Annotated in this window: 24 protein-coding genes; 22 read left to right on the top strand and 2 right to left on the bottom strand. The window is 50.4% G+C overall.

Going from position 1 to position 23393, the window contains the following annotated elements:
* Nucleotides 1-764 precede the first annotated feature (764 nt).
* The 3 genes from D3P09_RS00685 to D3P09_RS00675 all read left to right on the top strand — a co-directional run bounded on the left by D3P09_RS00685 (nucleotide 765) and on the right by D3P09_RS00675 (nucleotide 3363).
* The gene (locus tag D3P09_RS00685) at nucleotides 765-1331 is read left to right on the top strand and encodes a class I SAM-dependent methyltransferase (protein ID WP_120106236.1); all 567 of its coding nucleotides are present in this window, start codon (nucleotides 765-767) and stop codon (nucleotides 1329-1331) included.
* A gap of 276 nt (nucleotides 1332-1607) precedes the next feature.
* A complete protein-coding gene (locus D3P09_RS00680) occupies nucleotides 1608-2300 on the top strand; it encodes a response regulator transcription factor (RefSeq protein WP_120108423.1) in 693 nt (230 codons plus the stop codon).
* Entirely contained in the window at nucleotides 2293-3363 is a 1071-nt protein-coding gene (locus D3P09_RS00675) for a HAMP domain-containing sensor histidine kinase (protein ID WP_120106233.1), read from the top strand. Before D3P09_RS00680 ends, D3P09_RS00675 begins: the two co-directional genes overlap by 8 nt.
* Before the next feature lie 248 nt (nucleotides 3364-3611).
* Here the strand turns inward: D3P09_RS00675 and D3P09_RS00670 are convergent, their stop codons facing one another.
* Entirely contained in the window at nucleotides 3612-4874 is a 1263-nt protein-coding gene (locus D3P09_RS00670) for a glycoside hydrolase family 19 protein (protein ID WP_243643861.1), read from the bottom strand.
* Nucleotides 4875-5143: 269 nt separating this feature from the next.
* On the opposite strand from D3P09_RS00670, the gene D3P09_RS00665 reads away from it, so the two are divergent.
* The 5 genes from D3P09_RS00665 (at nucleotide 5144) to D3P09_RS00645 (ending at nucleotide 9144) form a co-directional block, all read left to right on the top strand.
* Nucleotides 5144-5605, top strand: coding sequence for a GNAT family N-acetyltransferase (locus D3P09_RS00665; RefSeq protein WP_120106231.1), 462 nt, complete (start codon nucleotides 5144-5146; stop codon nucleotides 5603-5605).
* 35 nt (nucleotides 5606-5640) lie between these two features.
* The gene (locus tag D3P09_RS00660) at nucleotides 5641-6414 is read left to right on the top strand and encodes an arylamine N-acetyltransferase family protein (RefSeq protein ID WP_243643860.1); all 774 of its coding nucleotides are present in this window, start codon (nucleotides 5641-5643) and stop codon (nucleotides 6412-6414) included.
* 191 nt (nucleotides 6415-6605) lie between these two features.
* Nucleotides 6606-7397, top strand: a complete 792-nt coding sequence (locus tag D3P09_RS00655) for a DeoR/GlpR family DNA-binding transcription regulator (protein WP_120106225.1) — start codon at nucleotides 6606-6608, stop codon at nucleotides 7395-7397.
* Nucleotides 7387-8538, top strand: coding sequence for an N-acetylglucosamine-6-phosphate deacetylase (nagA, locus tag D3P09_RS00650; protein ID WP_120106222.1), 1152 nt, complete (start codon nucleotides 7387-7389; stop codon nucleotides 8536-8538). The genes D3P09_RS00655 and nagA overlap by 11 nt, the downstream gene beginning before the upstream one ends.
* Before the next feature lie 117 nt (nucleotides 8539-8655).
* The gene (locus D3P09_RS00645) at nucleotides 8656-9144 is read left to right on the top strand and encodes a hypothetical protein (RefSeq protein ID WP_120106219.1); all 489 of its coding nucleotides are present in this window, start codon (nucleotides 8656-8658) and stop codon (nucleotides 9142-9144) included.
* A 61-nt stretch (nucleotides 9145-9205) separates the two neighbouring features.
* Here the strand turns inward: D3P09_RS00645 and D3P09_RS00640 are convergent, their stop codons facing one another.
* Nucleotides 9206-10426 carry an MFS transporter gene (locus D3P09_RS00640; protein ID WP_120106216.1) on the bottom strand — a complete coding sequence of 407 codons (1221 nt, stop codon included), beginning with the start codon at nucleotides 10424-10426 and terminating at the stop codon, nucleotides 9206-9208.
* Nucleotides 10427-10552: 126 nt separating this feature from the next.
* Here D3P09_RS00640 and D3P09_RS00635 point away from each other — a divergent pair, with 126 nt between their 5' ends.
* From D3P09_RS00635 to D3P09_RS00570, 14 genes are all read left to right on the top strand, one after another.
* The gene (locus D3P09_RS00635) at nucleotides 10553-11347 is read left to right on the top strand and encodes an AraC family transcriptional regulator (protein WP_165867262.1); all 795 of its coding nucleotides are present in this window, start codon (nucleotides 10553-10555) and stop codon (nucleotides 11345-11347) included.
* Between the two features lie 186 nt (nucleotides 11348-11533).
* On the top strand, nucleotides 11534-11716 hold the full coding sequence (locus D3P09_RS00630; protein ID WP_120106210.1) for a hypothetical protein: 183 nt from the start codon (nucleotides 11534-11536) through the stop codon (nucleotides 11714-11716).
* Between the two features lie 209 nt (nucleotides 11717-11925).
* Entirely contained in the window at nucleotides 11926-12354 is a 429-nt protein-coding gene (locus D3P09_RS00625) for a DMT family transporter (protein WP_120106207.1), read from the top strand.
* Nucleotides 12355-12392: 38 nt separating this feature from the next.
* Nucleotides 12393-13109, top strand: a complete 717-nt coding sequence (locus tag D3P09_RS00620; protein ID WP_120106204.1) for a Crp/Fnr family transcriptional regulator — start codon at nucleotides 12393-12395, stop codon at nucleotides 13107-13109.
* Nucleotides 13106-13594, top strand: a complete 489-nt coding sequence (locus D3P09_RS00615) for a DMT family transporter (RefSeq protein ID WP_120106201.1) — start codon at nucleotides 13106-13108, stop codon at nucleotides 13592-13594. The genes D3P09_RS00620 and D3P09_RS00615 overlap by 4 nt, the downstream gene beginning before the upstream one ends.
* A gap of 281 nt (nucleotides 13595-13875) precedes the next feature.
* Entirely contained in the window at nucleotides 13876-15354 is a 1479-nt protein-coding gene (locus tag D3P09_RS00610) for an Lsa family ABC-F type ribosomal protection protein (protein WP_120106198.1), read from the top strand.
* Nucleotides 15355-15428: 74 nt separating this feature from the next.
* Nucleotides 15429-16331, top strand: coding sequence for a protein kinase family protein (locus tag D3P09_RS00605; RefSeq protein ID WP_243643859.1), 903 nt, complete (start codon nucleotides 15429-15431; stop codon nucleotides 16329-16331).
* A gap of 87 nt (nucleotides 16332-16418) precedes the next feature.
* Nucleotides 16419-17006 (top strand): DUF4304 domain-containing protein, encoded by a 588-nt coding sequence (locus D3P09_RS00600; protein WP_341538273.1) that lies wholly within the window; start codon nucleotides 16419-16421, stop codon nucleotides 17004-17006.
* A 100-nt stretch (nucleotides 17007-17106) separates the two neighbouring features.
* Complete coding sequence (locus tag D3P09_RS00595) at nucleotides 17107-17463, top strand: nucleotide excision repair endonuclease (RefSeq protein ID WP_120106193.1); 357 nt, start codon at nucleotides 17107-17109, stop codon at nucleotides 17461-17463.
* Between the two features lie 255 nt (nucleotides 17464-17718).
* The gene (locus tag D3P09_RS00590) at nucleotides 17719-18801 is read left to right on the top strand and encodes a chitinase (RefSeq protein WP_243643858.1); all 1083 of its coding nucleotides are present in this window, start codon (nucleotides 17719-17721) and stop codon (nucleotides 18799-18801) included.
* Between the two features lie 191 nt (nucleotides 18802-18992).
* A complete protein-coding gene (locus tag D3P09_RS00585; RefSeq protein ID WP_207892430.1) occupies nucleotides 18993-19949 on the top strand; it encodes an SDR family NAD(P)-dependent oxidoreductase in 957 nt (318 codons plus the stop codon).
* 393 nt (nucleotides 19950-20342) lie between these two features.
* Entirely contained in the window at nucleotides 20343-21392 is a 1050-nt protein-coding gene (locus D3P09_RS00580) for a Cfr family 23S rRNA (adenine(2503)-C(8))-methyltransferase (RefSeq protein ID WP_120106184.1), read from the top strand.
* 59 nt (nucleotides 21393-21451) lie between these two features.
* Nucleotides 21452-21667 (top strand): hypothetical protein, encoded by a 216-nt coding sequence (locus D3P09_RS00575; RefSeq protein WP_120106182.1) that lies wholly within the window; start codon nucleotides 21452-21454, stop codon nucleotides 21665-21667.
* Between the two features lie 261 nt (nucleotides 21668-21928).
* Nucleotides 21929-23380, top strand: a complete 1452-nt coding sequence (locus D3P09_RS00570; RefSeq protein ID WP_120106179.1) for an SWIM zinc finger family protein — start codon at nucleotides 21929-21931, stop codon at nucleotides 23378-23380.
* Nucleotides 23381-23393: the final 13 nt, after the last annotated feature.

The raw sequence follows: 23393 nt of genomic DNA, 5'->3' as shown, positions 1-23393 counted from the left end.
AAACTCGGCTTAGTGCGTGGGCCAAGGCCGCTCTGAGCGCTGTAACCCGAGAAACTCGGCCTAGAGCACGCGAGGGCCGCTCTGAGCGCTGCACCCCGAGAAACTCGGCCTAGAGCAAGCGCGAGGGCCGCTCTAATCGCTGCACCCCGAGAAACTCGGCTTAGAGCAAGCGCGAGGGCCGCTGCTCTGAGCGCAGCAACCCGAGAAGCTCGGCCTAGAGCAAGCGCGAAGGCCGCTGCTCTGAGCGCTGTAACCCGAGAAACTCGGCCTAGAGCAAGCGCGAAGGCCGCTCAGAGCGCTGCAACGCGAGAAACTCGGCTTATAGCAAGCGCGAGGGCCGCTGCTCTGAGCGCTGCACCCCGAGAAACTCGGCCTAGAGCAAGCGCGAAGGCCCCTCTGAGCGCTGCACCCCGAGAAACTCGGCCTAGAGCAAGCGAAAAGGCCGCTCTGAGCGCTGCAACCCGAGAAACTCGGCTTAGAGCAAGCGCGAGGGCCGCTCTGAGCGCTGCAACCCGAGAAACTCGGCTTAGAGCAAGCGCGAGGGCCCCTGCTCTGAGCGCTGCAACGCGAGAAACTCGGCCTAGAGCAAGCGCGAAGGCCCCTCTGAGCACTGCAAGCCGCAAAACACGGCTTACAGCATTCACTTAAAGCGCCCATAGGCAGCTTTGCAGAATCTTTAACTTTTCTTCAGAATTTCCTGCGAGTGTTCTGCACAATTGTCTTCTATCCTGTAGTCATAACAAGACGAAGGGAAGGAACTGCATATGAATTTCATTCAAGAGAAGCTGCTGTTTCTATATAAATTTGTTCGATCGCCCAAACAAATCGGAAGCGTAACGCCAAGCTCCGCCTTTCTGGCGCTGAGGATGCTGGGACAGGTGCCATGGATGCACGTTGACAGTATAGCCGAGCTTGGAGCCGGCACAGGCGCCATTACGAAGCATATCGGGAAGGTTGCCCGCAACAAGACCCGCGTAGTCTTGCTCGAGAAGGATCCTTTTCTACTGAATGAGCTGCAGAAAAAGTATCCCGAATATTCTAGTTACCAGGATGCCTTGCTGCTTAGAGAAGTGCTGGATACAGAAGGGATTCCCCACCTGGATTGTATCATCAGCGGATTGCCTTTTTTCAATTTCTCACCGTTGATGCGCGACCGGCTGCTGGACCAAATCGTACGTTCATTAAAACCGGGCGGTTTATTCATCGCCTTCCAGTACTCTCAGCAAATGAAGCCGCATCTGGCTCGGCTATTTCATATCCGGGAAGTTCACTTCGTGCCGCTGAACTTACCGCCTGCATTCGTCTATGTATGCGAGAAAAAGGACAGCTAGCGACCCTTCCACAACGAAGCTCCTTCTTGCTGAAATTCATTGCACATGCAAAAATATGGATAAAGATGCGCCGTTAGTGAGAGAACATGAGTAGTAAACGTAAGGGCTCTTCTGCAGTAAGCGGAAGAACATGTGTAAGAAGCTAATGCGCCATAACTGTTAGAACATAGCTAGACAACGAAATGGCTTTCGCAGTAAGCGGAACACATGGATATGAGGCTATTGCTTAGTAAGTTGAGGCTTTTTCTTGAAGAAGGGAGATACCCAATGACCCCAATGATTAACGTGCTTGTTGCCGATGATGATCCTGAGATTCGCGACGTTGTTCATATTTATTTGCGCAATGAAGGGTACAGCGTGATGGAGGCGGAAGACGGGCTGCATGCGGTTGAGCTGCTTCGCCGCGAGAAGGTTGATCTCATAATTCTGGATGTCATGATGCCCCGTATGGATGGAATTACGGCTTGTCTCAAAATGAGAGAGCTCACGAAATGCCCGATTATTATGTTATCAGCGAAAGGAGAGGATATGGATAAAATCATGGGGCTGACCACCGGGGCGGACGACTATGTCACTAAGCCGTTTAATCCGCTGGAGCTGATTGCGAGGGTCAAAGCCCAGCTTCGCCGTCAGCATCTGGATGGAGCGGGGGCGTCCAAGTCTGGGGATGCTCACATTGTAGAGATTGGCGATCTCACGCTCGATAAGAAGCGCCATCTTGTAACGGTGCGAGGCGAGGAAGTGTCGCTGACCCCGCTAGAGTTCGCCATTCTGGATCTGATGGCAACCCATCGCGGCCATGTATTCAATGTGGAGAACATCTACCGGAGCGTCTGGAAGGAAGAGAAATTTTTGTCCGACAACACGGTGATGGTTCATATACGGAATATTCGGGAGAAGATTGAGGAAACTCCGCGTCAACCCAGATATATAAAAACGGTTTGGGGAGTGGGATATAAAGTTGAGTAGAAATGTGCTGTCGGTGCTGAATTGGAAAAGGAATATACGCGGCCGGCTGTTCTGGTCGGCTTTTATCAGCTTCTTCCTTTCTTTTTTCGTAACGGTTCCATTAGATAGGATCGAGATCAAAATGCCTTGGGCGTTCGGCAAACTGTTTGTGATGGTGTTTATGTTTATCTTCTTTTTCTTCCTGTTCACAAGGCCGATTGTGCGCTATATGCGTACGCTTGCCGACGGATTGATCGCAATTGCGCAAGGCAATCTCAATAAACGGGTGCCCGTTCATCACGATGAGCTGGGCGAAGTGGCTTATAACATTAATTTTATGGCGGAGCAGCTTCAAGAGATGATGCAGCGGGAGAAGCTAGCCGAGAGGTCCAAGATGGAGCTGATCACGAATGTCTCCCATGATTTGCGCACGCCGCTTACGAGCATTGCCGGATATTTGAATTTACTGAAAAATGACAATTACGAGGATCTCGAAGAGCATAAACGGTATATTCAAAATGCCTTCAACAAAACGCAGCAGCTGACCAAGCTCGTCGATGATCTATTCGAATATACACGCCTTACGGGCGGGGCGGTCCGGCTGGATCGGAAGCCGGTGAATGTATCCAATCTGCTGGAGCAGATGTTGACGGAGATAGAGCCGATTATTCTGGATAACGGCTTACAGCTTCATAGAGAGCGGGAAGCCGAGGATGTAACGGCATATGTCGATGCCGAGCAGCTTGTGCGCGCCATAGATAATTTGCTCATGAATGCGATCAAATTTTCAATTAAATCTGGCGCAATTTCCGTCAGCCTGAAGAGGCAAGGCGGCTTGATTCGATTGAGCGTGGCTAACGAAGGGGAACCGATTGCGAAGGAGAAGGAAAGTCGATTATTCGAGCGCTTCTATAAGGCGGAGCCGTCAAGGCGGGAGCAGAATATGAAGAATAATAGTCCGGGCGCTGGCCTCGGCTTATCGATTGCGCGGAATATTATTGAATTGCATGGCGGGTACCTCGGCCTGGAGCACGACAAGGGCTTCTTTACTTTTTATATAGAGCTGCCTGAGCCTGAAGTTTGATTGTTTGATCCAAGACCGTTTTACAGATCGACTGTTTATATTGTATATTCTATAGAAGGGAAAGGAAGAATTCCCCAAATAAACCTGCTAATTTCCTCGAACCTCAAAAAAGTAAAAGGACAGGCATGCGGCTGAGCGAGTGACCGCGCACCTGTCCGTTTGCAACTTCATGAATCGGATCCAAAAATCAATTTGTGTAAAATCTAACCTAATGAGTTAAGCGTAAGGCACGAATATGAGGTTATGCTTTAGCAAGTGAGATTGCCGCCTGTAGAGACACCCAGTATGTTGGCAAAGTTCGTAAAGTAGCTGACCCGGTTGTTGACAGATTGCGGACTGCCGCCGTTGCATTCTATTGATCCGTTAATCGTACGGATTGTCTCGCCGAAGCCAACGCCATTGACAATCGCGCTGTGCGAAGTCATCGAGCCGGCGCCAGTCTGCGTCACCCAGAACCAAAGCGCAGTTTTCCACGCTACTGAAGCGTCTTGCGCCACCAGATCCGGGTTAGATAGCAGCGGAAGGCCGAGTGCTGCACCCGCAGCGCCGTAGTTATAGTTCCAGCTCAGCTGAATCGGGCCGCGTCCATAGTACTGCTTGCCAGGCGCACAAGGGTATTGTGCATGGGAGGCACAGTATAATGGGTAGTTGTTCGTGTTAATTTCGACAATGTGCTGAAGATGACCGGTTTCTTGAGCCACGTTGCCGAGGAAAGCTGCTGCTTCCCGTTTCTTGATGGTGTCGCTGCCTGTGTTGGCGAATGCAGGGAATGAGGATAAGGCGGATACTAATCCGGAGTACGTGTAGAAGGAATTGCGGTTAGGGAACATTTGATTGAATTGGGCTTGGGTTACAACGAATCCGCTTGGATTAGGGTTGCTTGATCCGCTAGGCGTACAATTCTTGCTGGCGCTCTGCGGAGATGTGACAATTGGTGTAGAGTTGGCGTTTTGTGCGGATACGGTGTACGAATAAGTTGTGCCGTTGGACAATCCGGAGTCGACGGTCGACAAGCCATTCGTCCATCTGTACCAGCTGCCGTTGCGGTACACATCATATCCGGTTGCGCCGGATACGGCATTCCAGCTCAAGGAGCAAGTTGCGCTGGAGGCGCTGACATTCAGCGTTGGAGCGGCTAAGGAGCCTCCGCCACCGCCGCCGGAGCTAGGCGTACAGGTTCTGCTGGCGCTCTGAGGAGAAGTGTCGATCGGAGATACGTTGGCGTTCTGTGCGGCTACGGTGTACGTGTAAGCCGTTCCGTTGGATAATCCTGTGTCGGCAGTCGAAGTGGTGCTTACCCATCTGTACCAATTGCCGTTCCGGTAGATATCATAGCCTGTTGCACCGGATATTCCGTTCCAGCTTAAATTACACGTTCCGCTTGAAGCGCTGACGTTCAAAGTGGGCGTAGCCAAAGCGCCAAAAGCGGTAAGCGAGTATAAGGGTACTGTTCCTATGACAATGACAACAATTAATAGAAACTTGACCATACTGCCCTTCATGCTTTTCATGACAAATCCCTCCCAAAAGTAATGATGGTGCCGGACGATCCTATCTAAGCTGAGTGAAGCTTACCTCGCTCATCACGGTTCGTTCTGAATCACTCCTTTCACAGGAAGAATCTATGAAGTTAAAGCGCTTGCACTTCAATGATAATCCATTGATTTTATGTTATCAATTGTAAATTATTGATTATATTCACTTAGCTATATTAAATAATGAAATAAATTTATGAATGTTCGTGATTATCAAACTTACTATTACGCGGGGAGGTACGCACATGATAGAATTAGTGGAAGTAAAGCTTGATCAGGCCGAGGAGCTGCATGCGATGCAGAGACGCACTTTTATGCCGCTGCTGAAAAAATATATGGATGACGAAACAAATCCCGCGAACGAATCGCTGGAGCGTCTGACTGATAAGGTTCGCAACGGACGCTTTTACAATATCGTGATGAATCGAGTGGTCGTGGGGGCCATTCGCATCGTACAGCGGCAAAGCAGCGCATGGATCAGCCCAATCTTCGTGCTGCCGGAGTTCCAGGGACAAGGCATCGCTCAGCAAGCGATTCGAATGGCGGAGAAGCTGTTCCCGGAGCATCAAGTATGGGAGCTGCAGACAATCCTGCAGGAGCAGGGCAATTGCCGCTTGTATGAGAAGCTGGGTTACAAGCGTACGGAATACAAGCATTCTGTCAACAATCGCATGACCTTGGTAGGGTATATGAAAAAAATCGGATAATCGTTAAACATACTGATTCAATGGGGGCATGGAACATGGACGCTCAACTCTATTTGCAAAGAATCGGATATACCGGAAAACAGGACGGAAGCGCGGAGGCGCTTGCAGAGCTTCAGGAACGCCATCTGCGGTCAGTGCCTTATGAGAATTTGGATATCCTTCAGGGCATACCGCTATCGCTTGAACCAAAGCATATTTATGAAAAAATCGTGGTGCGCGGACGTGGCGGCTACTGCTTCGAATTGAATGCGCTGTTCGGATGGCTGCTGCGCGAGCTCGGCTATGACGTGACAGACTGCTTTGCCCGTTTCTGGAGAGACGAGACGGATCTGCCGCCGAAGCGCAGGCATCATGTGCTGCTCGTGAGGATTGGGGATTCCCGCTATCTATGCGATGTGGGAGTAGGCGGCATCGTACCGAAGAGGCCGCTCTTATTGCTGGAAGGACTGGAGCAGCCGCAAGGCGGCGAATGCTACCGTCTGGACAGGGATGCGGATTTCGGTTGGTTCTTGATGGAGCGAAAGGAGAGCGAGTGGTTGAGATTATTCTCCTTCACGGAGGAGCGGCAGCTTGCCAAGGACTACCTGATGGCGTCTTATTGGTGTGAGCATGCTCCGGATTCGATATTCAGAAGCGTCAAGATGCTGGCCATCCAGACGGAGGAAGGCCGCAATACAATTGCAGAGGATGAATTCCGCTTGTTCAGGAAGGATGGCGTCCATACCTTCAAGCCTGACAATGAGGCGGAGTATGCCGAAGCGCTCCGAACGTACTTTGGCATTGTTCTGGATGGCACGACCTCGAAATGATGCAACTCGGCAGCATATTGTTGAGTTTGAGCTAAGTCCTTAACCGCATATCTATGCGGTTTTTTTGTTGCGCAAAAACTCGGATCAAATCATATAGATTAAATTAATATCATTAATTACTTACAAATACTTAAGTATTTGTATCAATTACTTATATGTTGTGGTAATATGTGTTTAAAAGAGGTGGTTGAATGTATCAAGAGGAACGCTTGCTTAAAATCCTTGGTTACTTGAAGGAGCATCATGCCATCAGCGTGATGGATATTTGTTCGCTTCTCGGCATCTCCAGAGATACCGCGCGCCGGGATATCGTGAAGCTGGTGCAGCAAGGCGTAGTCATCCGGACGCATGGCGGAGTCGCTTTGCCGCAATTGAAGAAAGAACTGGCGACGTACCAGGATCGCTTGATCGCGGAATCCGACCGGAAACGGATCATCGGCGAGACAGCGGCGGAGCTGATTCATGACGGGGAGACTGTCATATTGGATGTATCGACGACCGTACAGTGCTTAGCCGAGCATATGAAGGCGTCTGAGCTGATGGCGATTACGCATTCGATTGATATCGTCAGCATCCTCTCCGGCAGAGAGGATTTGCAGGTCTACGTGCTTGGAGGCTACTTGCATGCCAGGGACCGGCGGCTGTATGGCCCCTCAGTTATTGACAAGCTTAAGGAAGTCAGGGCCGACAAGACATTTATTGGCGCTGCCGCTATCCAAAGCGACGGTTTGTACTACCCGCATGAGGATGATGTCTCGGTCAAAAAGGAGATGGCGCGGCGATCGGATCAAGTCATTGTCGTGGCGGATTTCACCAAATTCACCCGCAAGTCCGTCTATCGGCTGGATTTTGATTGGATCGATATTATCGTTACCGACCAGTCTATTCCTGCCGAATATCAGGAGCTGTTCGACCAGCAAAACATTGCCGTCATTGAATGCGATGGCGGCGCGACTAAGGAGGAGAAGCAGCATGGCCAATAAAGTAATCGACAATGTGCGTATTGCCCATTCCGGCAATCAGACGGAGCCCGGTGTTGTCTGGATCAAAGGCGGAATAATCGAGCGCATCGACCCGGGGACGTTAGCTTCGCCTTATGACGGGTATGAACGGATTGACGGCAATGGCTGCCTGTTAATTCCGGGAATGATCGATGTCCATATTCACGGCGCGAACGGCTTTGATTTGATGGATGGCAGCGAGGAGAGCGTTCAGCAGGTGTCGCGCGCATGCGCCGCAACGGGCTGCACCGCATTTTTGGCTACCTCCGTAAGCTCCAGCCTGGAGGATTTGGCGGCGATGATCCGCAGCGTCAAGCGTGTCGTTGGACATGAAGCAGGGGCGAGAGTTGCGGGGCTGCATCTGGAGGGACCATACCTCAATCCTAAGCGGAAGGGGATGCAAAATGAGAAGTTTTTGCGCCATCCCGATCTGGAGGAGATGGAGCTGCTGTTCCGCGAGGCGGAAGGTCTGATCAGGATGGTGACGATTGCGCCGGAGCTGCCAGGAGGAATGGAGCTGATCTCCTATCTGAAGGAGAAGGACGTGGTGATCGCAATCGCTCATTCGGATGCGACGTATGAGGAAGCGAAGCTGGCATTTGAAGCAGGAGCCAGCCATGTGACGCATTGCTTTAACGGCATGCGTCCGATTCATCATCGCGATCCGGGACTTGTCGTTGCCGCTTTTGAAGAAGAGCATGTCAGCGTACAGGCGATTGTGGACGGCATTCATCTGCATCCGGCCATTGTACGCATGATGCATCGGTTGAAAGGCGCGGATGGCACGGTGCTTATTACCGATGCGCTCCAGGCGATGGGGCTTGGCGACGGAGAGTATGTGTTCGGCGGCCATCAGGTTCAGGTTGTGAATGGCGTTGCGAGATTGAAGGATGGGACGCTTGCCTCCAGCACCGTTACCATGAATGAAGCGCTCCGGCTTGCGGCGGAGGCCGGCATTCCGCTGCACGATGCCGTACTAATGGCGACGGCCACTCCGGCTAGAATCTTGGGGCTTCACCAGCTAGGCAGCATTGCGGAGGGGTTCGATGCCGATCTGGCCTTGCTTAACGACCGTTTTGAAGTGCAATGGACCATGATCAAGGGCGAAATGTTTCGGGTATGAATGATAGACTAGAATATGGACAGAGGGAGCTCTTAAGCAACCTGATATTTCATATGGAAGAATAAGTGTTGCTTATAGGGGAAACCTATTTGCCGAATACGCAAATAGGAGGAGCGCATGAAAAACCATTCCATTACAAAGATATGTCTGGCTGTACTAATTGCACTTAGCTCGACCAGTTTTTGTCATCAGGCATTGGCTGCACAGCGGGTAGAGAGCCAGACGAGTTCTCCAACAGCATCCATTCCGATGCTTGCAAGCCTATCCCAGATTTCTGCAAATCAATTACAGCTGTCCTATGATCAGCCCGTGGATCAAGCGAAAGGCACTGATCCCCGAAATTACTGGATTCAAGCCACGTCAGAACAGAATCCTGTCAATATTGCTACTCTAGGGATGAATGACAGTGTCAACCGCAACAATTCGCTTACACCCGATCGAGTGAAAATTCAGGCGTCAGGAACGGATGGAAAAAGCTTCCTATTGACTTTCAATCAAAACATCGCGAAGGGAAAGTCATTCAAATTAATCATTTGTTACGTGACGAGGCCGGGAGCCCCTCCTTACAGCGGAGATAATGGTTCAGCGACATTCGTAGGGCAATAAATAAAAGGAGTTGTCCGTTTTTTGGGACAGCTCCTTTCATACGTTTTGAGTAGAAATGCGATCAAAGCTGTTTTCCCATGATCTTCGAATCTTTCGGAAGGAACAGGGCGAACAGGCCAAGCAGAGGCAGGAAGGCACACACCTTGACCATCAGCTCTACGCTGTGCGTATCCATCAGCCAGCCCATGACGACAGAGCCAAGACCGGCGAGGCCGAAGGAAAGTCCGAAGAACAAGCCGGCAATCGTGCCGACATGTCCCGGCAGCAGTTCTTGCGCATAGACGATAATGACCGAAAAGCCGGACATCAGGATGAGGCCGATCGCGATGCAAAGCAAGATGGAGCCGGTCGGGCCCGCATAGGGCAGCAGCAGGGAGAACGGCGCTGTTCCCAGAATGGAGAACCAGATAATCCGCTGTCTGCCGAACCGGTCAGCGAGAGGCCCGCCAAGGAAGGTTCCGACCATCCCCGCGAACTGAAGGGCGAATAATGCCAGCTGGGCACGCTCGAGAGGCAGCTTATACGTATCCATATAGTAAAAGGCGTAGTATCCTGTCATGCTGGCCAAATATACGAACTTCGAGAACAGCATCATAATCAGAATGCCCAATACAAATGCGATAAACGGCTTGCTGAATCTTGCGGCTGGAACGGCTGAGGTATTCGCTTTGCGCTTCGCTATTGCGGCAGCTGATGTCTGTTCGCGGTACCATCTGCTAATTCGGTATTGAATCACAATGCCGATGACAGCCAGCAGCGTGAACCAGAGAAAACCGTATTGGCCTCTTGGGCTAATGACAAAGGCGACCATTAGCGGTGCGAGTGCCTGCCCGGCATTGCCGCCAACCTGGAACACCGATTGGGCGAAGCCTTTGCCTCTGCCCGCAGCCAGATGGGCAACGCGGGACGACTCTGGATGAAGCACAGAGGAGCCAACCCCGATTAACGCTGCCGCAAGCAGAAGAATGGCATAGCTCGGAGCGACGGCCAGACCGACCATGCCGAGCAGCGTAAACACCATGCCGAGCGGCAGCAGAATCGGGAGCGGCTTCCGGTCCGTGTAAAGTCCTATTAGCGGCTGCAGCACGGACGCGGTAATATTCAGCGTGAACGCTACCCAGCCGATCTGGACGAAGCTGAGCTGAAGCTGCTCTTGGAAGATGGGGAAGACAGCGGGCACGACGGACTGCATCGCGTCATTCAGCAGATGGGCCATGCTGACGCCGAGCAGCACAGTCATGGCTGTCTGGTTGGCCCGCAGGGCCGTTGCGGTGTGCGACATGATTCTCAACATCCTATCTTTATTTAGATTTAGAATTCATGATAGCGGATAGGAACCTTCATGCGCGTCGCAAATAGTGCTTTCTATTCCCGCAATAATTGCTATAATATCTGCAGGGTGAGTGCCATGCAGACACAGATGCAGATTATATTGCCGAATATCGAGCTGCACAAAATAGAAAATGAATTTACGAACATCCCTCATGCCCATCGTCATGAGTATCAGATCACAGTGCCGATCAAAGGAAGCTGTGAATTTCATTACGAAAGCCGGCAAATGGAACTTCGCGCAGGGGAAGGACTAGTCGTCCAGCCGGCGGACCGGCATTGCTTCCGGATGAGCAATGATTCGGGCATTATTATTGTCATTGCGAAGGATGAGCGGATCGGGCAAGCTTGCCGGGAGAAGGGGCAGGTTAGAAGGCCTTTTGCGCCCGCAGCCATGCTGTCTTACTTCCAGAGATTCGCATCTCGTTACATTGCGATGGACCATATGGATTCCTTGGCTGTGGTAGAGACGGAGTCTCTGGCGTTCGCCGAGCTGGGGACTATGCTTGCACCTGAAGGGCCGTCGAAGCCTGACGCGGAGGTTAAGCCGGAGAAGGCGCCGGACTGGAGCATGATGCAAGTGCTCGACTATATCCGCGCTCACTACACCGAGCAATTGGAGATCGACCAGCTTGCGGCTGTCGCGCTGCAGAGCCGCTACCACTTCATCCGTTCCTTCAAGCTGGCAACGGGTGTAACGCCTTATCAATACGTGCTGCGTCTGCGGATAGAAGAAGCGAAGCGGCAGCTTCGGGCAAGCGCGCATACGGTAACGGACATCAGCTTTATTGTAGGATTTTCCAGTCCTAGCCAGTTTTATCGGGTATTTATGAAGTTTACTGGCATGACGCCAGAGAGCTTCCGGGGGATGTAAGGTTTGTAAACGCGATGCAAAGGCGTCTCAGCGAGCATATGCGAGCAACTTTTCGTGCATTCCTTCTCCGTAGGGCATTTTCAGGAAATGGCGAGAATTTTCAAATTTATTGTCGCCATATGCGGTTTTTCATGTTTTTTCATCTCCGATATAATAGATAGGAAATGTATAGGATGGTGAATAGACATGACAAACAAAGAACTGTTGGGCCGGAGAAGCGAACTGTTGAAACGCAACATTTACCGAATGATTCTGAAGGACAACCGGAAAGGGCTCAGCGTGAATGAAAGCAATGTCTATCAATCCATGCTGAAGGAACTGCACCACAATGAGAGCGCTCTGCAAACAGCGAGAAACAAAGACGCGTAGTTTCGTGTCAGACAGCAAGCCACGCAGCATGATGCTGCCAGCCCCGGCGATTAGCCGCGGGCTTTTTTATTTTCGAAAACCTGGGGTTAGTAAAGTTAGAATAGATAAAGTCTTTAATTATCCGCTATGCTGAGGACATATGTCCTTTCCTGCAATTGTCTCCTTATCGTTAAATAAGAGGTAGGAAGATTGAAGGGGGATAACGGAATATGAAAGGCGTAATCTATGCGGTGCTGGGCGGAGCATTCCTGACCTTGCAGGGCACGGCTAACGCGGCGATTGGGGAGCGGATTGGGACATGGCAAGCAGCAACGCTTACGCAAGGAACAGGATTTATAGCCGCTTTGCTGATCGTGCTGCTGCTTCGTGATCAATCGTGGCGCAGCTTGAAGGAGGTCAAGCCGGTCTTCCTCTTCGGCGGGGCGTTTGCTGCGTTTATCTTGTTCAGCAATATTACTGCCTACCATCAGAATGGCGCGGCACTGACTGTCGCATCGTTGTTAATTGCCCAGATGGTGGCAACCTTGGTGATGGAGAAGGTAGGCTGGTTCGGACCGGCTGCAGTGGTTCCGTTGCGGGGATCGCAATGGGCTGGCTTAGGATTGATGGTTATTGGCATCCTATGTCTAACCTTATAAGACAGGCGCCGGATATGAAGCTGAAGGAATGGTGAGCGATGAAGTCAAGCCATAACGAAGAACGAATCGAAGCCTATCTGCGGCAGTATCAGCTTGCCGATGTATGGCCTGAAGGGCTAAAGAAACATCTTCAGCTGTTCCGCTTAGAGCCGGACGAGGAGCTATGCAGACAAGGGGAAAAGCCACAGTATATTCATTTGATTGTTGAAGGCAAAGTTAAAGTCTATACGACCTCATTCGAAGGAAACACCTTATTGGTCGCTTTTATGAAGCCTCCGGGGCTTATAGGCGAGATAGAAGGCGTTCGAGGCTGGGATAATTTGAATACCGTGACAGCAGTGACGGAAGTGGAGACAATCGGCTTTCATAAACGAGTGCTTGGAGAACTGGATGGAGAAGCGCGATTTATTCGGTTCCTGCTTGAGCGGGTGACGGAAAAGTTTTATTCCAAATCTCTGTCGCTCAGCTTTAATCTGCTTCATCCGGTCGAGGTCAGGCTCGCCAGTTATTTGCTGTCGGTAACATCGGATGAGCAAGCCGGGAGTGCCGATGGCGTTGCCATATCGACGATGAAGGATACCGCGAGCCTGCTTGGAACGAGCTATCGGCATATGAACCGGGTTTTGCTTAATTTTATTACGGGTGGATTGGTGAAGCGGGAAAAAGGGGAACTGATCGTTATGGACCGCCAAGGCTTAAGCCGTGTGGCGGGGCGGAATATATATGAAATTGAGGATAGGAGAGAAGAGCCATGATATGGGGAATTCTAATGGCGTTGGCAGCGGGCTGTCTGATCAGCGTACAGACGCTCTTCAATAACAAAGTCAGCGAGGCTGTCAGCTCGCAGACCACATCTGCGCTGGTGCTCGGGATGGGCCTCCTCGCTTCATTCGGAATGGGCGTGCTTATGGAAGGACGAAGCTTTTTCGATGTAGGCTCGATTCCGGCATGGTACTGGTTCAGCGGTCTGCTTGGAATTGGCGTTGTCACTTGTGTCGTGAACGGCGTCAAGCAGCTTGGCGCGAGCTATGCGATCGCAATTGTGATGGCATCCCAATTGCTCTGTGCGCTTTGGTGGGATTCGCTTGGCTGGTTTGGCTTGCAGCAGGTGCCATTAACCCCGCAGAAAGGGATAGGCGCTGTATTGCTTATCGCCGGGTTGGTCATGTACAAGGTCAAGTGGCGGAGCAGAGGGCCTGCGAAGCAAGCTCAGGCCGTCAGACAGTTGAATCAAGGGTAAAGATGTGTTACTATGGCTGTAATTTAAGGATTGGAGTGAAGAGGATCGATGTAGGATTTCTTGCGCACGATACGAGACAATAAAACAAGATGGATCTAATGGACAACATCGCTTGTTTTATTTTTTGTATGCAAGAAAGACCGCATCCTCTTCACTCAAACGGGATACCTCTATTCCTTGTCGGCTATGGGCCGTCGGATAGGGCTGTATGGCTATATTTGAGCTGCGAGAGAGCGTCTTTCTTGCGGCTCTTATTTTTTTGTACAGGGAGGGTATCCTATATGTCATTAATTCAAGTAACGAACCTGACGTTTGCCTACGATGGCAGCTACGACAATATATTCGAAGGGGTCAGCTTCCAGCTCGACACCGATTGGAAGCTCGGCTTCACAGGCCGGAACGGGCGCGGCAAGACGACATTCCTGAACCTGCTGCTGGGAAAATACGAATACAGCGGCACAATCTCGGCCAAGGTAAGCTTTGATTATTTTCCATTCCACGCCCGGAACCGGGAGAAGATGGCGATCGACATCGTCGATGAGATCTATCCTGAATATGAATATTGGAAGCTGGCGCGCGAGCTGAACCTGCTCGATGTAACGGAAGACGTGCTGTATCGTCCATTCTCTTCCTTGTCGAACGGCGAGCAGACGAAGGTGCTTCTGGCGGCGTTATTCCTGAAGGAGAACAGCTTCCTGCTGATCGATGAGCCGACGAACCATCTGGACATGGGCGCAAGGCAGCTCGTCAGCGATTATTTGAAGTCCAAGCGCGGATTTATATTGATCTCGCATGATCGCGCGTTTCTGGATAACTGCGTGGACCATATTTTGTCCATCAACCGGACGAACATAGAGATTCAGAAGGGCAATTTCTCCGACTGGTGGGAGAATAAGCAGCGGCAGGACAACTATGAGCTGGCCGAAAACGACAAGCTGAAGAAGGACATCAAGCGGCTGAGCGGAGCGTCCAAGCGAACGGGCAACTGGTCGGATGAAGTGGAAAAATCGAAAAACGGCACCCGGAATTCCGGGTCCAAGTTAGACAAAGGCTACGTCGGGCATAAAGCGGCCAAAATGATGAAGCGCTCCAAATCGATGGAGCAGAGACAGCAATCGGCGATTGAGGACAAGTCGAAGCTTTTGAAAAACATTGAAAGCTCCGAAAGCCTGAAGATCGCGCAGCTGAACTACCATAAGGAACAGCTGGCCGAATTCGACCATGTGTCGATTCAGTACGGCGACCGTACTGTCTGCGAGGATATCAGCTTCACTATTGGAAAAGGCGAGCGAATTGCTTTATCCGGCAAGAATGGCTCCGGCAAATCCAGTCTGATCAAGCTGCTGCTTGGCGAGCGGATCAGCCATACAGGCACATTCCGGGTAGGTAGCGGGCTGAAAATTTCGTATGTCTCGCAGGATACGTCGCATCTGGAGGGCAATCTGACCGACTATGCCAGGGATAATGGCATTGACGAAAGCTTGTTCAAGGCTATTCTAAGAAAGCTAGATTTCTCCAGACTGCAATTCGAGAAGGATATATCTGCCTACAGCGGCGGACAGAAGAAGAAGGTGCTGATCGCCAAAAGCCTCTGCGAAGAAGCGCATCTGCATATATGGGATGAGCCCCTGAACTTCATCGACGTTATCTCGCGCATGCAGATCGAAGAGCTGCTTCTGGAATATGAGCCGACCATCCTGTTCGTCGAGCATGACCGGGAGTTCGTAAGCCATATTGCGACTAAGATTGTGGAGCTGTAAGGAAGGAAAGGGCTGAGACGCTGGCGTCTTGGCCTTTTTTTGCGGAGTGCAGAGATAAACAGAGTCAGTCATGTTTGAAGGAGAAAATAGATGCTGAGGCGAATAGTGTCAACAACCGGACAATAATACAAGAAGCAGCAACTTTGAAGGAGGAAGTAATGATAACAAAGGTCATTGACGGCTTGTCATTTGATTTGAAAGAAGATTTTGATTTTGAATTTATAGCCGAATATGGGCAGGTATTTGCGGTATTCGATAAACAGGATTCCGGCAATCTATGTTTTGGGGTTCAGAATCCATACAAAAAGCTTTTTTTGAAAATAGCTGGCGCAGCTACGACCGAGAGCAGTACAAACGGAGATGAAACAATAAGCCGACTTCAATCCACGATAGCGGTGTATGAAGAGCTGTGTCACCCCAGGCTTATCGGAATGGTGGAGCATAAGGAGATCAAAGAGGGGTATTTGGCGGTTTTTGATTGGTTTGAGGGCGAATGTATGGGCAAGCAATATCAATCCTTTCATAAATTTATTGCTCTGCCGCTAGAAGAAAAGCTGTCTATTTATAATGACATCCTATTGTTTCACATACATGCGAACGAACGCGGTTATATTGCCATCGACTTTTATGATGGGTGCATTATGTATGACTTCAGAACAAAGCAGACGATGATTTGCGATGTTGAATTTTATCAAAAGAAGCCCGTCATCAATACAATGGGCCGAATGTGGGGCTCAACCCGTTATATGTCGCCTGAAGAATTTCAGTTAGGCGCAGAGATTGATGAACGGTCCAATGTATTCGTTATGGGGGCAACTGCGTTTCAGTTATTCGGAGGCGGTCTGGACCGTTCGTTCGAACAATGGAAGGGCACGGAGAGGCACTACGCTATAGCGCTTAAAGCGGTGAATGAAGACAAGAGCGAGCGCTATCCAACGATAAATGAATATTACGAGGCATGGATGAAGGAGTCTTGACAATAGATTCATTCTTGAAGTTGCAGACGCATGTAAATTCACAGAAGGAAAAAGGAGGGAGCCATATTGCAGCAGCTCTTTAATGAATTGATCAAGCAAGACTTAAAGCCGTTCCTGTCGGCGCGCGGGTTCTCCAAAAAAAGCTTGAATTTCTACAAGGGAATTGATGGCCTCATTTATATGATTAATTTCCAAAAATCCTCCGGCAACTCCGCGGATAACGTGATGTTTTACATTAATTGCGGGATCTATTCAGCGGAATTGGCACAGATTCAATCGAAAGAAATTGTAAAAGCACCCCACGAAGCGGAGTGCCACTTCAGGGCTAGAATTGGAGAACTTGCGGGGCTTGCTCCAGATCGTTTTACAATAGCGTCAGACACGGATTTAGATGAGTTGAGGACGACGCTGCTCAGCGCTTTGGAGGAGGTCAACCAATTTTATGATACGATGACGAGCGCCAGATCGATTGTCGATTATTACACCGCCGGTCCGTACTTGCATCTGGGGGAAGAAAACTTTCACTTGCTCCTGCAATCCAACGATGTTGCAGCGGCCAAGCAATATTGGTATGCGCTGCGGGAAAAGCATGGAGCGGAGAAACGTTGGGCTATATTTGAGAAGAAATATGAAGCTATCTTTGATAAATATGGGGTGGAAATTGATAAGCGATAATCCAGTTGATTGTACATGCAAATCATACAAGACTTCTCAATCAAAAGCAGGTATAATAAAACGGTTAATCAATGTTCGGAAAAAAGAGGAGCTAATGCAAATGATACAAATCACGATTCCAACGCCAGATGTCACCATATACAAGCAGGCAGAGCCTAAGCTAAGCCATATTTACGGCTTTACGGATTTCCACCTGATTACGCGGGAAACGGGCGGGATCTTCATGTTCTACAACGACCAGGACGAGCTTCTGTTCGTCGGCAAGGCACGCAAGCTAAGACCACGCATCAAAAAGCACTTTGAAGACACCGTATCGGTGATGAAAAATCACAGGGACGAAGTGGTTAAAATTGAGGTTTGCGTAGTTGAAGACCCAGTTGACCGTGAAATCTATGAAACTTATATTATCAATGAGTTCAAGGCCAAATACAACGTAGACAAAGTATTATACAAGTAAAGACCATTTAGTACGAGGGAGCCTCTTCTTGGGGCTCCTTTTTGTATGGCTGTCTACATGATGGTTGCTATGGCATCAGGCCAACTTTGTTATTTATATCGGGTGCTTGGTGGCGAAAATAGGGGGGCTTACTATCAATTATCGTTGATTATTCATATAGAAAATACTTTTAGCATTGACTATAATTGGAACCGTAATTTTGTTTGCAAGCATCAATAAAGAACTCAACTTGTGTAGAATACGGGGGGAATGGACATGGAATTCAATGCTTTAGATAAATTGCAGGTTGGCCAAAGCCGCGTTCTAACCGTTAGCGAAGTCACAGCTTTATGGGGGGAAACAGATCCGCAGTATTCGCCTGCGAATGCGATTGCCGCCTTGCAGAACGCGCTGCCGCAAGAAGAATATGAAGGGCTGTTCCCTTACCGGATCGGGACGCAGGCATGGCATGAATATTCTGCTGGCAAGCCGCATTATCGCGGGGATGAAACGGATTATTACTCGTATGACAATTTGGTTGCGGCTATCACGGAGGTCGCTAATCTCAAATACAAGGTGGAGTATAGAGAAGCACATCCGGATAACAACCGTGTATTTCGATTAGATAAAGCAACAAAAACAGAGACGCTCATCTACCAAAATGCCGCTTTTGACTCCGCTGAGAGTGAAGCGGCTCTGATCATATCGCAAACCGTCGACTTTGGTTCCTTTATCAAAGAAGGGACGGATTTGAATCGAAAGCGCGAGCTGGCAGCTTTTCTTGCCAATATCGCGCATGAGACGGGCGGGGGCACGCCTGCGTCCCCGGGATTTCCGCTTGCATGGGGCTTGTATTGGAATGAAGAGATCTCATGCATTAATACCACCGGCATTCATTATGTAGAGGAGAATGACAGCTTTCCGCCTGCGCCTGGCAAATCCTATCATGGCCGCGGGCCGATTCAGCTTAGCTGGAATTACAATTACGGGTTAATTAGCGCAATTATATACGGCACCAAAGACAAGCTTCTTCAGGAGCCAGAAATGATTGTTCAAGACGGCAAACTAGCCTTTATGACGGCTCTCCTGTTCTGGATGACGCCACAGCCTCCGAAGCCCTCCGCCCATGATGTAATGGCAGGCAGCTGGACGCCATCGGATACGGATCGGGCAAAAGGATTATCGCAGCCGGGCTTCGGGATTACCATTATGATCATTAACGGGAATCTTGAAGGCAACCTGGATGAGTCAGACCGGCGCATCGCCCGACGGGTTGGCTTATACCGTATCATTGCTGCCCGGATGGGAATTTCGACAGAAGGGGAGAAGCTTAATACAGCAGGCATGAGCCCTTTTTAAAATAATGGGAGTGGATACACAGCGACAGCTCTGGACGAAATAACGTTCGGAACTGCCGCTTTTTTTTTGTAATGATCATTGTTGCAGATCATCCCTTTATTAATCAACCAATTAATTAGTGATTGACCAATCACAAAATTCATCATATGATAAGAACAATCAAATTAATCATATAATAGGAGCTGATCGAGATGAAGAAAGCCATTGTAGTTGGAGCAACAGGAGGGACTGGCGCGGCCATAACAGAAGAGCTTGCGAAGCAGGGCGTGCCGACGATTGCGTTCGGGCGTTCGCGCAAGAAGCTGGAGGAATTGTCAGAGCGAATAGGCGATTATGCGCATCTGACCTTCGCCGAGGGAAACGCGTTAACACCGGAAGATATCATCGCCGCTGCCGGGGATGCTGATGTGCTGTTTCATTGCGCGAACGTTCCGTACCATGAGATGGAGAGCAAGCTGATTCCGCTCGGAGAAGCCATAATGGAAGCGGCGAATCGGCTGGGCATTAACGTCGTTGCAATTGACGGCATCTACCCGTATGGCCGCACACAAGCGGAGCGGATTGATGAGAATCATCCGAAGCAGCCGCATACCAGAAAAGGAAAAACCCGATTGCAATTCGAGCATATGCTGTTCGACAAGCGCAGATGGTCGATCTCGAATGTTATCATTGCGCGCCTGCCGGACTATTACGGGCCGACGGCCAATGCGGCATCCTATCTGGGTTCAACTTTAGAGGCGATTGCAGCGGGCAAGATGGCCTTTTTTATCGGCAATATGCGCATTCCTCGCGAATATGTCTACCTGCCGGATGCAGCGGCAATGATCGTAGAGCTTGCCAAGCACGATCATGCCTACGGACAGAACTGGAATATTCCTGGTGCGGGGCTTATATCGGGCCGCGACATTGTGCGGCTGGCACGGCAGGCGAGCGGGTCATCCAAAGCCGTAATTCCGCTAGGGCGAATAGGACTGTCCCTGCTTGGCATGGGTATGCCGGTTATGAAAGAAATCGTGGAAATGCTCTATTTGACTGAAGAACCGGTCATATTGGACGGGGAGAAGTATGAGCGGCAGATCGGTCCGATCCGTAAGACCTCTTTCGAGCAAGGCATTGCAGCAACGATCATAGCGTTGCAATCCTCATAAGCTGAGGACAATCCGCAGAGGATCTTTTTTTGGAACAATTGTGATTGGTCAATCAATATATATTCAATTGATTCAATTGGATTTGACTGCCGTCTCGTAATCTGGTAATTTATTGTTGTACGTATTCTTATGAATTGAAAGGAGGAAAAGCAATGTGGCTGTTAGTTATCGGAGATGTATTAGTGAACCTGTCAATGAAAGAGAATGCCGGCATGGTTCACAAATACAAACAAACAGCTACCGGAGCTTTATCCTCCTATAGAACGTCGTAATTAGCTCTCTTTGTCATAGGCAAAGTGTTCTTCGACGTATAGTTGGTTAACGCAAGATGCAGAAAAGCACCGGTTCGCTGGTGCTTTTTTTGCGTTGTCTCCGGGCTGGAGGGAGATAACAATGAAGCCAACATCCAAATACGAAATGATTCAACACATCCTGCAAAGCTTGAAGCAGCCAGGATATCGATATAAGCAAATTGCGGAAGCGATTTTCAAACAAAGGATCGGCGATTATGAGCATATGCAGATGCTGCCTCAGGCCCTGCGGCGTGCCTTGGTTGAACAGCTGGGCAACCGGGTGTCAGCGGTAACGCCGGTCGTGAAGCAGCGGTCGGAGCAGGCAAGCAAAATCTTATTCGCTATTGCGGGCAATGAACGGGTGGAAGCCGTCAGATTAAGCTACAAAGAAGGATGGGATTCCTATTGCATTTCCTCTCAGTGCGGCTGCGGATTTGGCTGCCGGTTCTGCTCCACCGGGACGATGGGGCTGAAGCGCCATCTCACAGTGGATGAGATAACCGATCAGCTGCTGCATTTTCACTTAGATGGCTATTCGCTGGACAGCGTGTCCTTCATGGGAATGGGAGAAGCGCTTGCCAATCCCCATCTCTTCCATGCGCTCAAGGTCATGACCGATCCTGGACTGTTCGGACTGGGCCAGCGCAGAATAACGGTATCGACCATAGGGCTCCTGCCGGGCATACAGCGGTTAAGGCGGGAATTCCCGCAAATCAATCTGACTTATTCGCTCCACTCGCCGTTTGACGATCAGCGAAGCGAGCTTATGCCGATCAATGACCGGTTCCCGATTCGCGATGTGATGCTGGAATTGGACGCTCATATTCAGACAACGGGCCGAAAAGTATATATTGCCTACATCATGTTAAGAGGGCTGAACGACGGGGCGGAGCATGCGGAAGCCGTTGCGGCATGGCTAAGAGGAAGAGGGCCTTGGGAGCATCTGTATCATGTCAACCTGATTCCTTATAATGCAACGGAGGAAACGCCGGACTACTTGCAATCCGACCGTGAGCGTATCCGCCGCTTTGTGCAGGTGCTGAAGTCGAAGGGCATTCAGGTTACGGTGCGCACGCAATTCGGCTCGGAAATTAAGGCTGGCTGCGGACAGCTGTACGCATCGGAGCCTACGCGAGCTAAATCGGAATAGAGTGCCAGGCAGATATTCTGGTATACTTTAGCAGATTGCCGGGAGAGGATGTGAATCCTGTGAGACGTTGGTTCTGGATAGGCTGCAGTCTTATCGGATTGGCATATGCCGTTCTGATCATTTGGAGCGTTGCTAGTGATAGCCTAACGATAAGCAGCTTTCTGCTGTGGTCGCTAATGGCCATCGCAGCCGTTCTTCTGCTGCGGGGACTGGCAGCGTGGATCAAGCATCTTCATGTCAAGCTGTACCGCATGCTGCGGCGCATGATGAAGTAAAGCGCGAAGCCGCATTCTGTCATATTTGGGTTGGGAGAAAGGCTATACATGCGCTGCCTGCAGGCGGCAGCTGTATAGTCTTTTTTCGTACGGAGTTGAGCGTTTCCCTAGCATAAAAAAGATTTTTGGCAGGAATGGACGGGAATAGATTCGGCATACGTTTCTAGGAGGCAGAGGATTTGCAAGTCTGTTCCGTAAAAAGGAAATCGGCTTCCCCGTGTAGAAGGTATTACGATTCCATCATCATTAGCGAGGTAGATCATGAATTTTCTAACTGAAGCATTTATCGATCATTTGGCTCCTAATGCAGGAGCGATGAAGAATGGACGGGATCTGGTCAAAAAGAACAGTTTCCAGGTGCTGCATATTACCGAGGATCGCACGCTCCTGTTCGGAGAGTGCAAAGGCAGCGGCAAAGAGCCGTATCGCTGCTCAGTCGACTTCATTCAACAGGATAGTCCTGTATCGCGCTGCTCCTGTCCGAGCAGGCAATTCCCATGCAAGCATGCGCTGGGCTTGATGTATGCTTTTGCTCTTGGGAAGCCATTCGAGCAAGCGGATGTTCCTTCGGATATTGCCGAGAAGCGGGAGAAAGCGGAGAAACGCGAGGAGAAGAAGAAGGAAGCCGAATCGGCTGAGGCCAGTGGAGATGCTCCTCGAGCCAAGCGGAAGGTGAACAAATCTGCGCTGATCAAAAAGATAAACGCTCAAATCGAAGGCTTAGGCCTATTGGAGAAGCTGGTGCTGCAGACCGTTCAGAACGGGCTTGGCGGCATCGACAAGCAGACGATTTCTTTGCTGCAGGATCAAGCGAAGCAAATGGGCAATTATTATATTCCTGGCGCGCAAGCGGAGCTGAAGGACCTGGTGCAGCTGCTCACTGACGAGGAGGACCGCGAAGCGGTATATACTCGGGCAATGGAGCAGCTTATCCGCCTTCATGTGCTTGTGCGGAAGGGCAGAAGCTACCTGGAGCAGCGTCTGGCCGAGCCGGATTCGCCTCAGGATACGGAGACGGCGCTGGAGGAATTGCTGGGGCACGCATGGCAGCTTGCCGAGCTTAGAGAGCTTGGCCGGGTGAAGCGGGATACGGAGCTGCTGCAATTATCGTTCATGTCCTACACCGATGCTGCACGAGGCGAGTACGTAGATGCCGGATGGTGGGGGGACCTGCAAGACGGCAGCGTACATATCACCAAGCATCTCCGCCCCTTCCGAGCGGCGAAAGCAATGAAGGAAGAAGATACATTCCTCGGTGTCATGCAAGCTGAGGAGCTGTTTGTTTACCCGGGCGACGGCAATGCCAGAGTGCGCTGGGAGAAGGCGAAGCAGCGCGATGCCGCTGAGGCGGATTATAGGGCGGTGAAGTCTCTTGCGGCTGCTTCATACATAGAAGTGGTGAAAGCCGTGAAGAATGGCATCAAAAATCCGTTGTCGGACCGCAACCCCGTTAAGCTGGTCGCCTTCGAGGCGATTGAGAAGACGGAGGAGGGTTATGTTCTCCGCGATGCGCAAGGCAAATACCTCCCTGTGTCTCCGACCATTATAAAGGCTCCTCAGCGTCTTGAAGAGATTTTGCCGTTGCTGCCGGCTGAAGACCTGCGGGGGCAGGCTGCGCTTGTGATGTTCCGGCATGATGTCGATACCGGACGTCTGGAAGTCCAGCCCATGAGCATCATCACGGAGCGCCGAGTTGTTCGGCTGCTGTACTAGAGGAGAGGGAAGC

It is taken from the genome of Paenibacillus pinisoli (assembly GCF_003605435.1).
Lineage (GTDB): Bacteria > Bacillota > Bacilli > Paenibacillales > Paenibacillaceae > Pristimantibacillus > Pristimantibacillus pinisoli.
This window is presented reverse-complemented; position numbering and strand designations above follow the sequence as displayed.

Coding starts and splice junctions, on each gene's coding strand:
- D3P09_RS00635 (WP_165867262.1), top strand. CDS start 10,553: ATGCAGACACAGATGCAGATTATATTGCCGAATATCGAGCTGCACAAA.
- D3P09_RS00685 (WP_120106236.1), top strand. CDS start 765: ATGAATTTCATTCAAGAGAAGCTGCTGTTTCTATATAAATTTGTTCGA.
- D3P09_RS00610 (WP_120106198.1), top strand. CDS start 13,876: ATGTCATTAATTCAAGTAACGAACCTGACGTTTGCCTACGATGGCAGC.
- nagA (WP_120106222.1), top strand. CDS start 7,387: ATGGCCAATAAAGTAATCGACAATGTGCGTATTGCCCATTCCGGCAAT.
- D3P09_RS00665 (WP_120106231.1), top strand. CDS start 5,144: ATGATAGAATTAGTGGAAGTAAAGCTTGATCAGGCCGAGGAGCTGCAT.
- D3P09_RS00680 (WP_120108423.1), top strand. CDS start 1,608: ATGATTAACGTGCTTGTTGCCGATGATGATCCTGAGATTCGCGACGTT.
- D3P09_RS00645 (WP_120106219.1), top strand. CDS start 8,656: ATGAAAAACCATTCCATTACAAAGATATGTCTGGCTGTACTAATTGCA.
- D3P09_RS00590 (WP_243643858.1), top strand. CDS start 17,719: ATGGAATTCAATGCTTTAGATAAATTGCAGGTTGGCCAAAGCCGCGTT.
- D3P09_RS00615 (WP_120106201.1), top strand. CDS start 13,106: ATGATATGGGGAATTCTAATGGCGTTGGCAGCGGGCTGTCTGATCAGC.
- D3P09_RS00585 (WP_207892430.1), top strand. CDS start 18,993: ATGAAGAAAGCCATTGTAGTTGGAGCAACAGGAGGGACTGGCGCGGCC.
- D3P09_RS00570 (WP_120106179.1), top strand. CDS start 21,929: ATGAATTTTCTAACTGAAGCATTTATCGATCATTTGGCTCCTAATGCA.
- D3P09_RS00670 (WP_243643861.1), bottom strand. CDS start 4,874: ATGAAAAGCATGAAGGGCAGTATGGTCAAGTTTCTATTAATTGTTGTC.
- D3P09_RS00630 (WP_120106210.1), top strand. CDS start 11,534: ATGACAAACAAAGAACTGTTGGGCCGGAGAAGCGAACTGTTGAAACGC.
- D3P09_RS00655 (WP_120106225.1), top strand. CDS start 6,606: ATGTATCAAGAGGAACGCTTGCTTAAAATCCTTGGTTACTTGAAGGAG.
- D3P09_RS00595 (WP_120106193.1), top strand. CDS start 17,107: ATGATACAAATCACGATTCCAACGCCAGATGTCACCATATACAAGCAG.
- D3P09_RS00625 (WP_120106207.1), top strand. CDS start 11,926: ATGAAAGGCGTAATCTATGCGGTGCTGGGCGGAGCATTCCTGACCTTG.
- D3P09_RS00640 (WP_120106216.1), bottom strand. CDS start 10,426: ATGTCGCACACCGCAACGGCCCTGCGGGCCAACCAGACAGCCATGACT.
- D3P09_RS00580 (WP_120106184.1), top strand. CDS start 20,343: ATGAAGCCAACATCCAAATACGAAATGATTCAACACATCCTGCAAAGC.
- D3P09_RS00660 (WP_243643860.1), top strand. CDS start 5,641: ATGGACGCTCAACTCTATTTGCAAAGAATCGGATATACCGGAAAACAG.
- D3P09_RS00620 (WP_120106204.1), top strand. CDS start 12,393: ATGAAGTCAAGCCATAACGAAGAACGAATCGAAGCCTATCTGCGGCAG.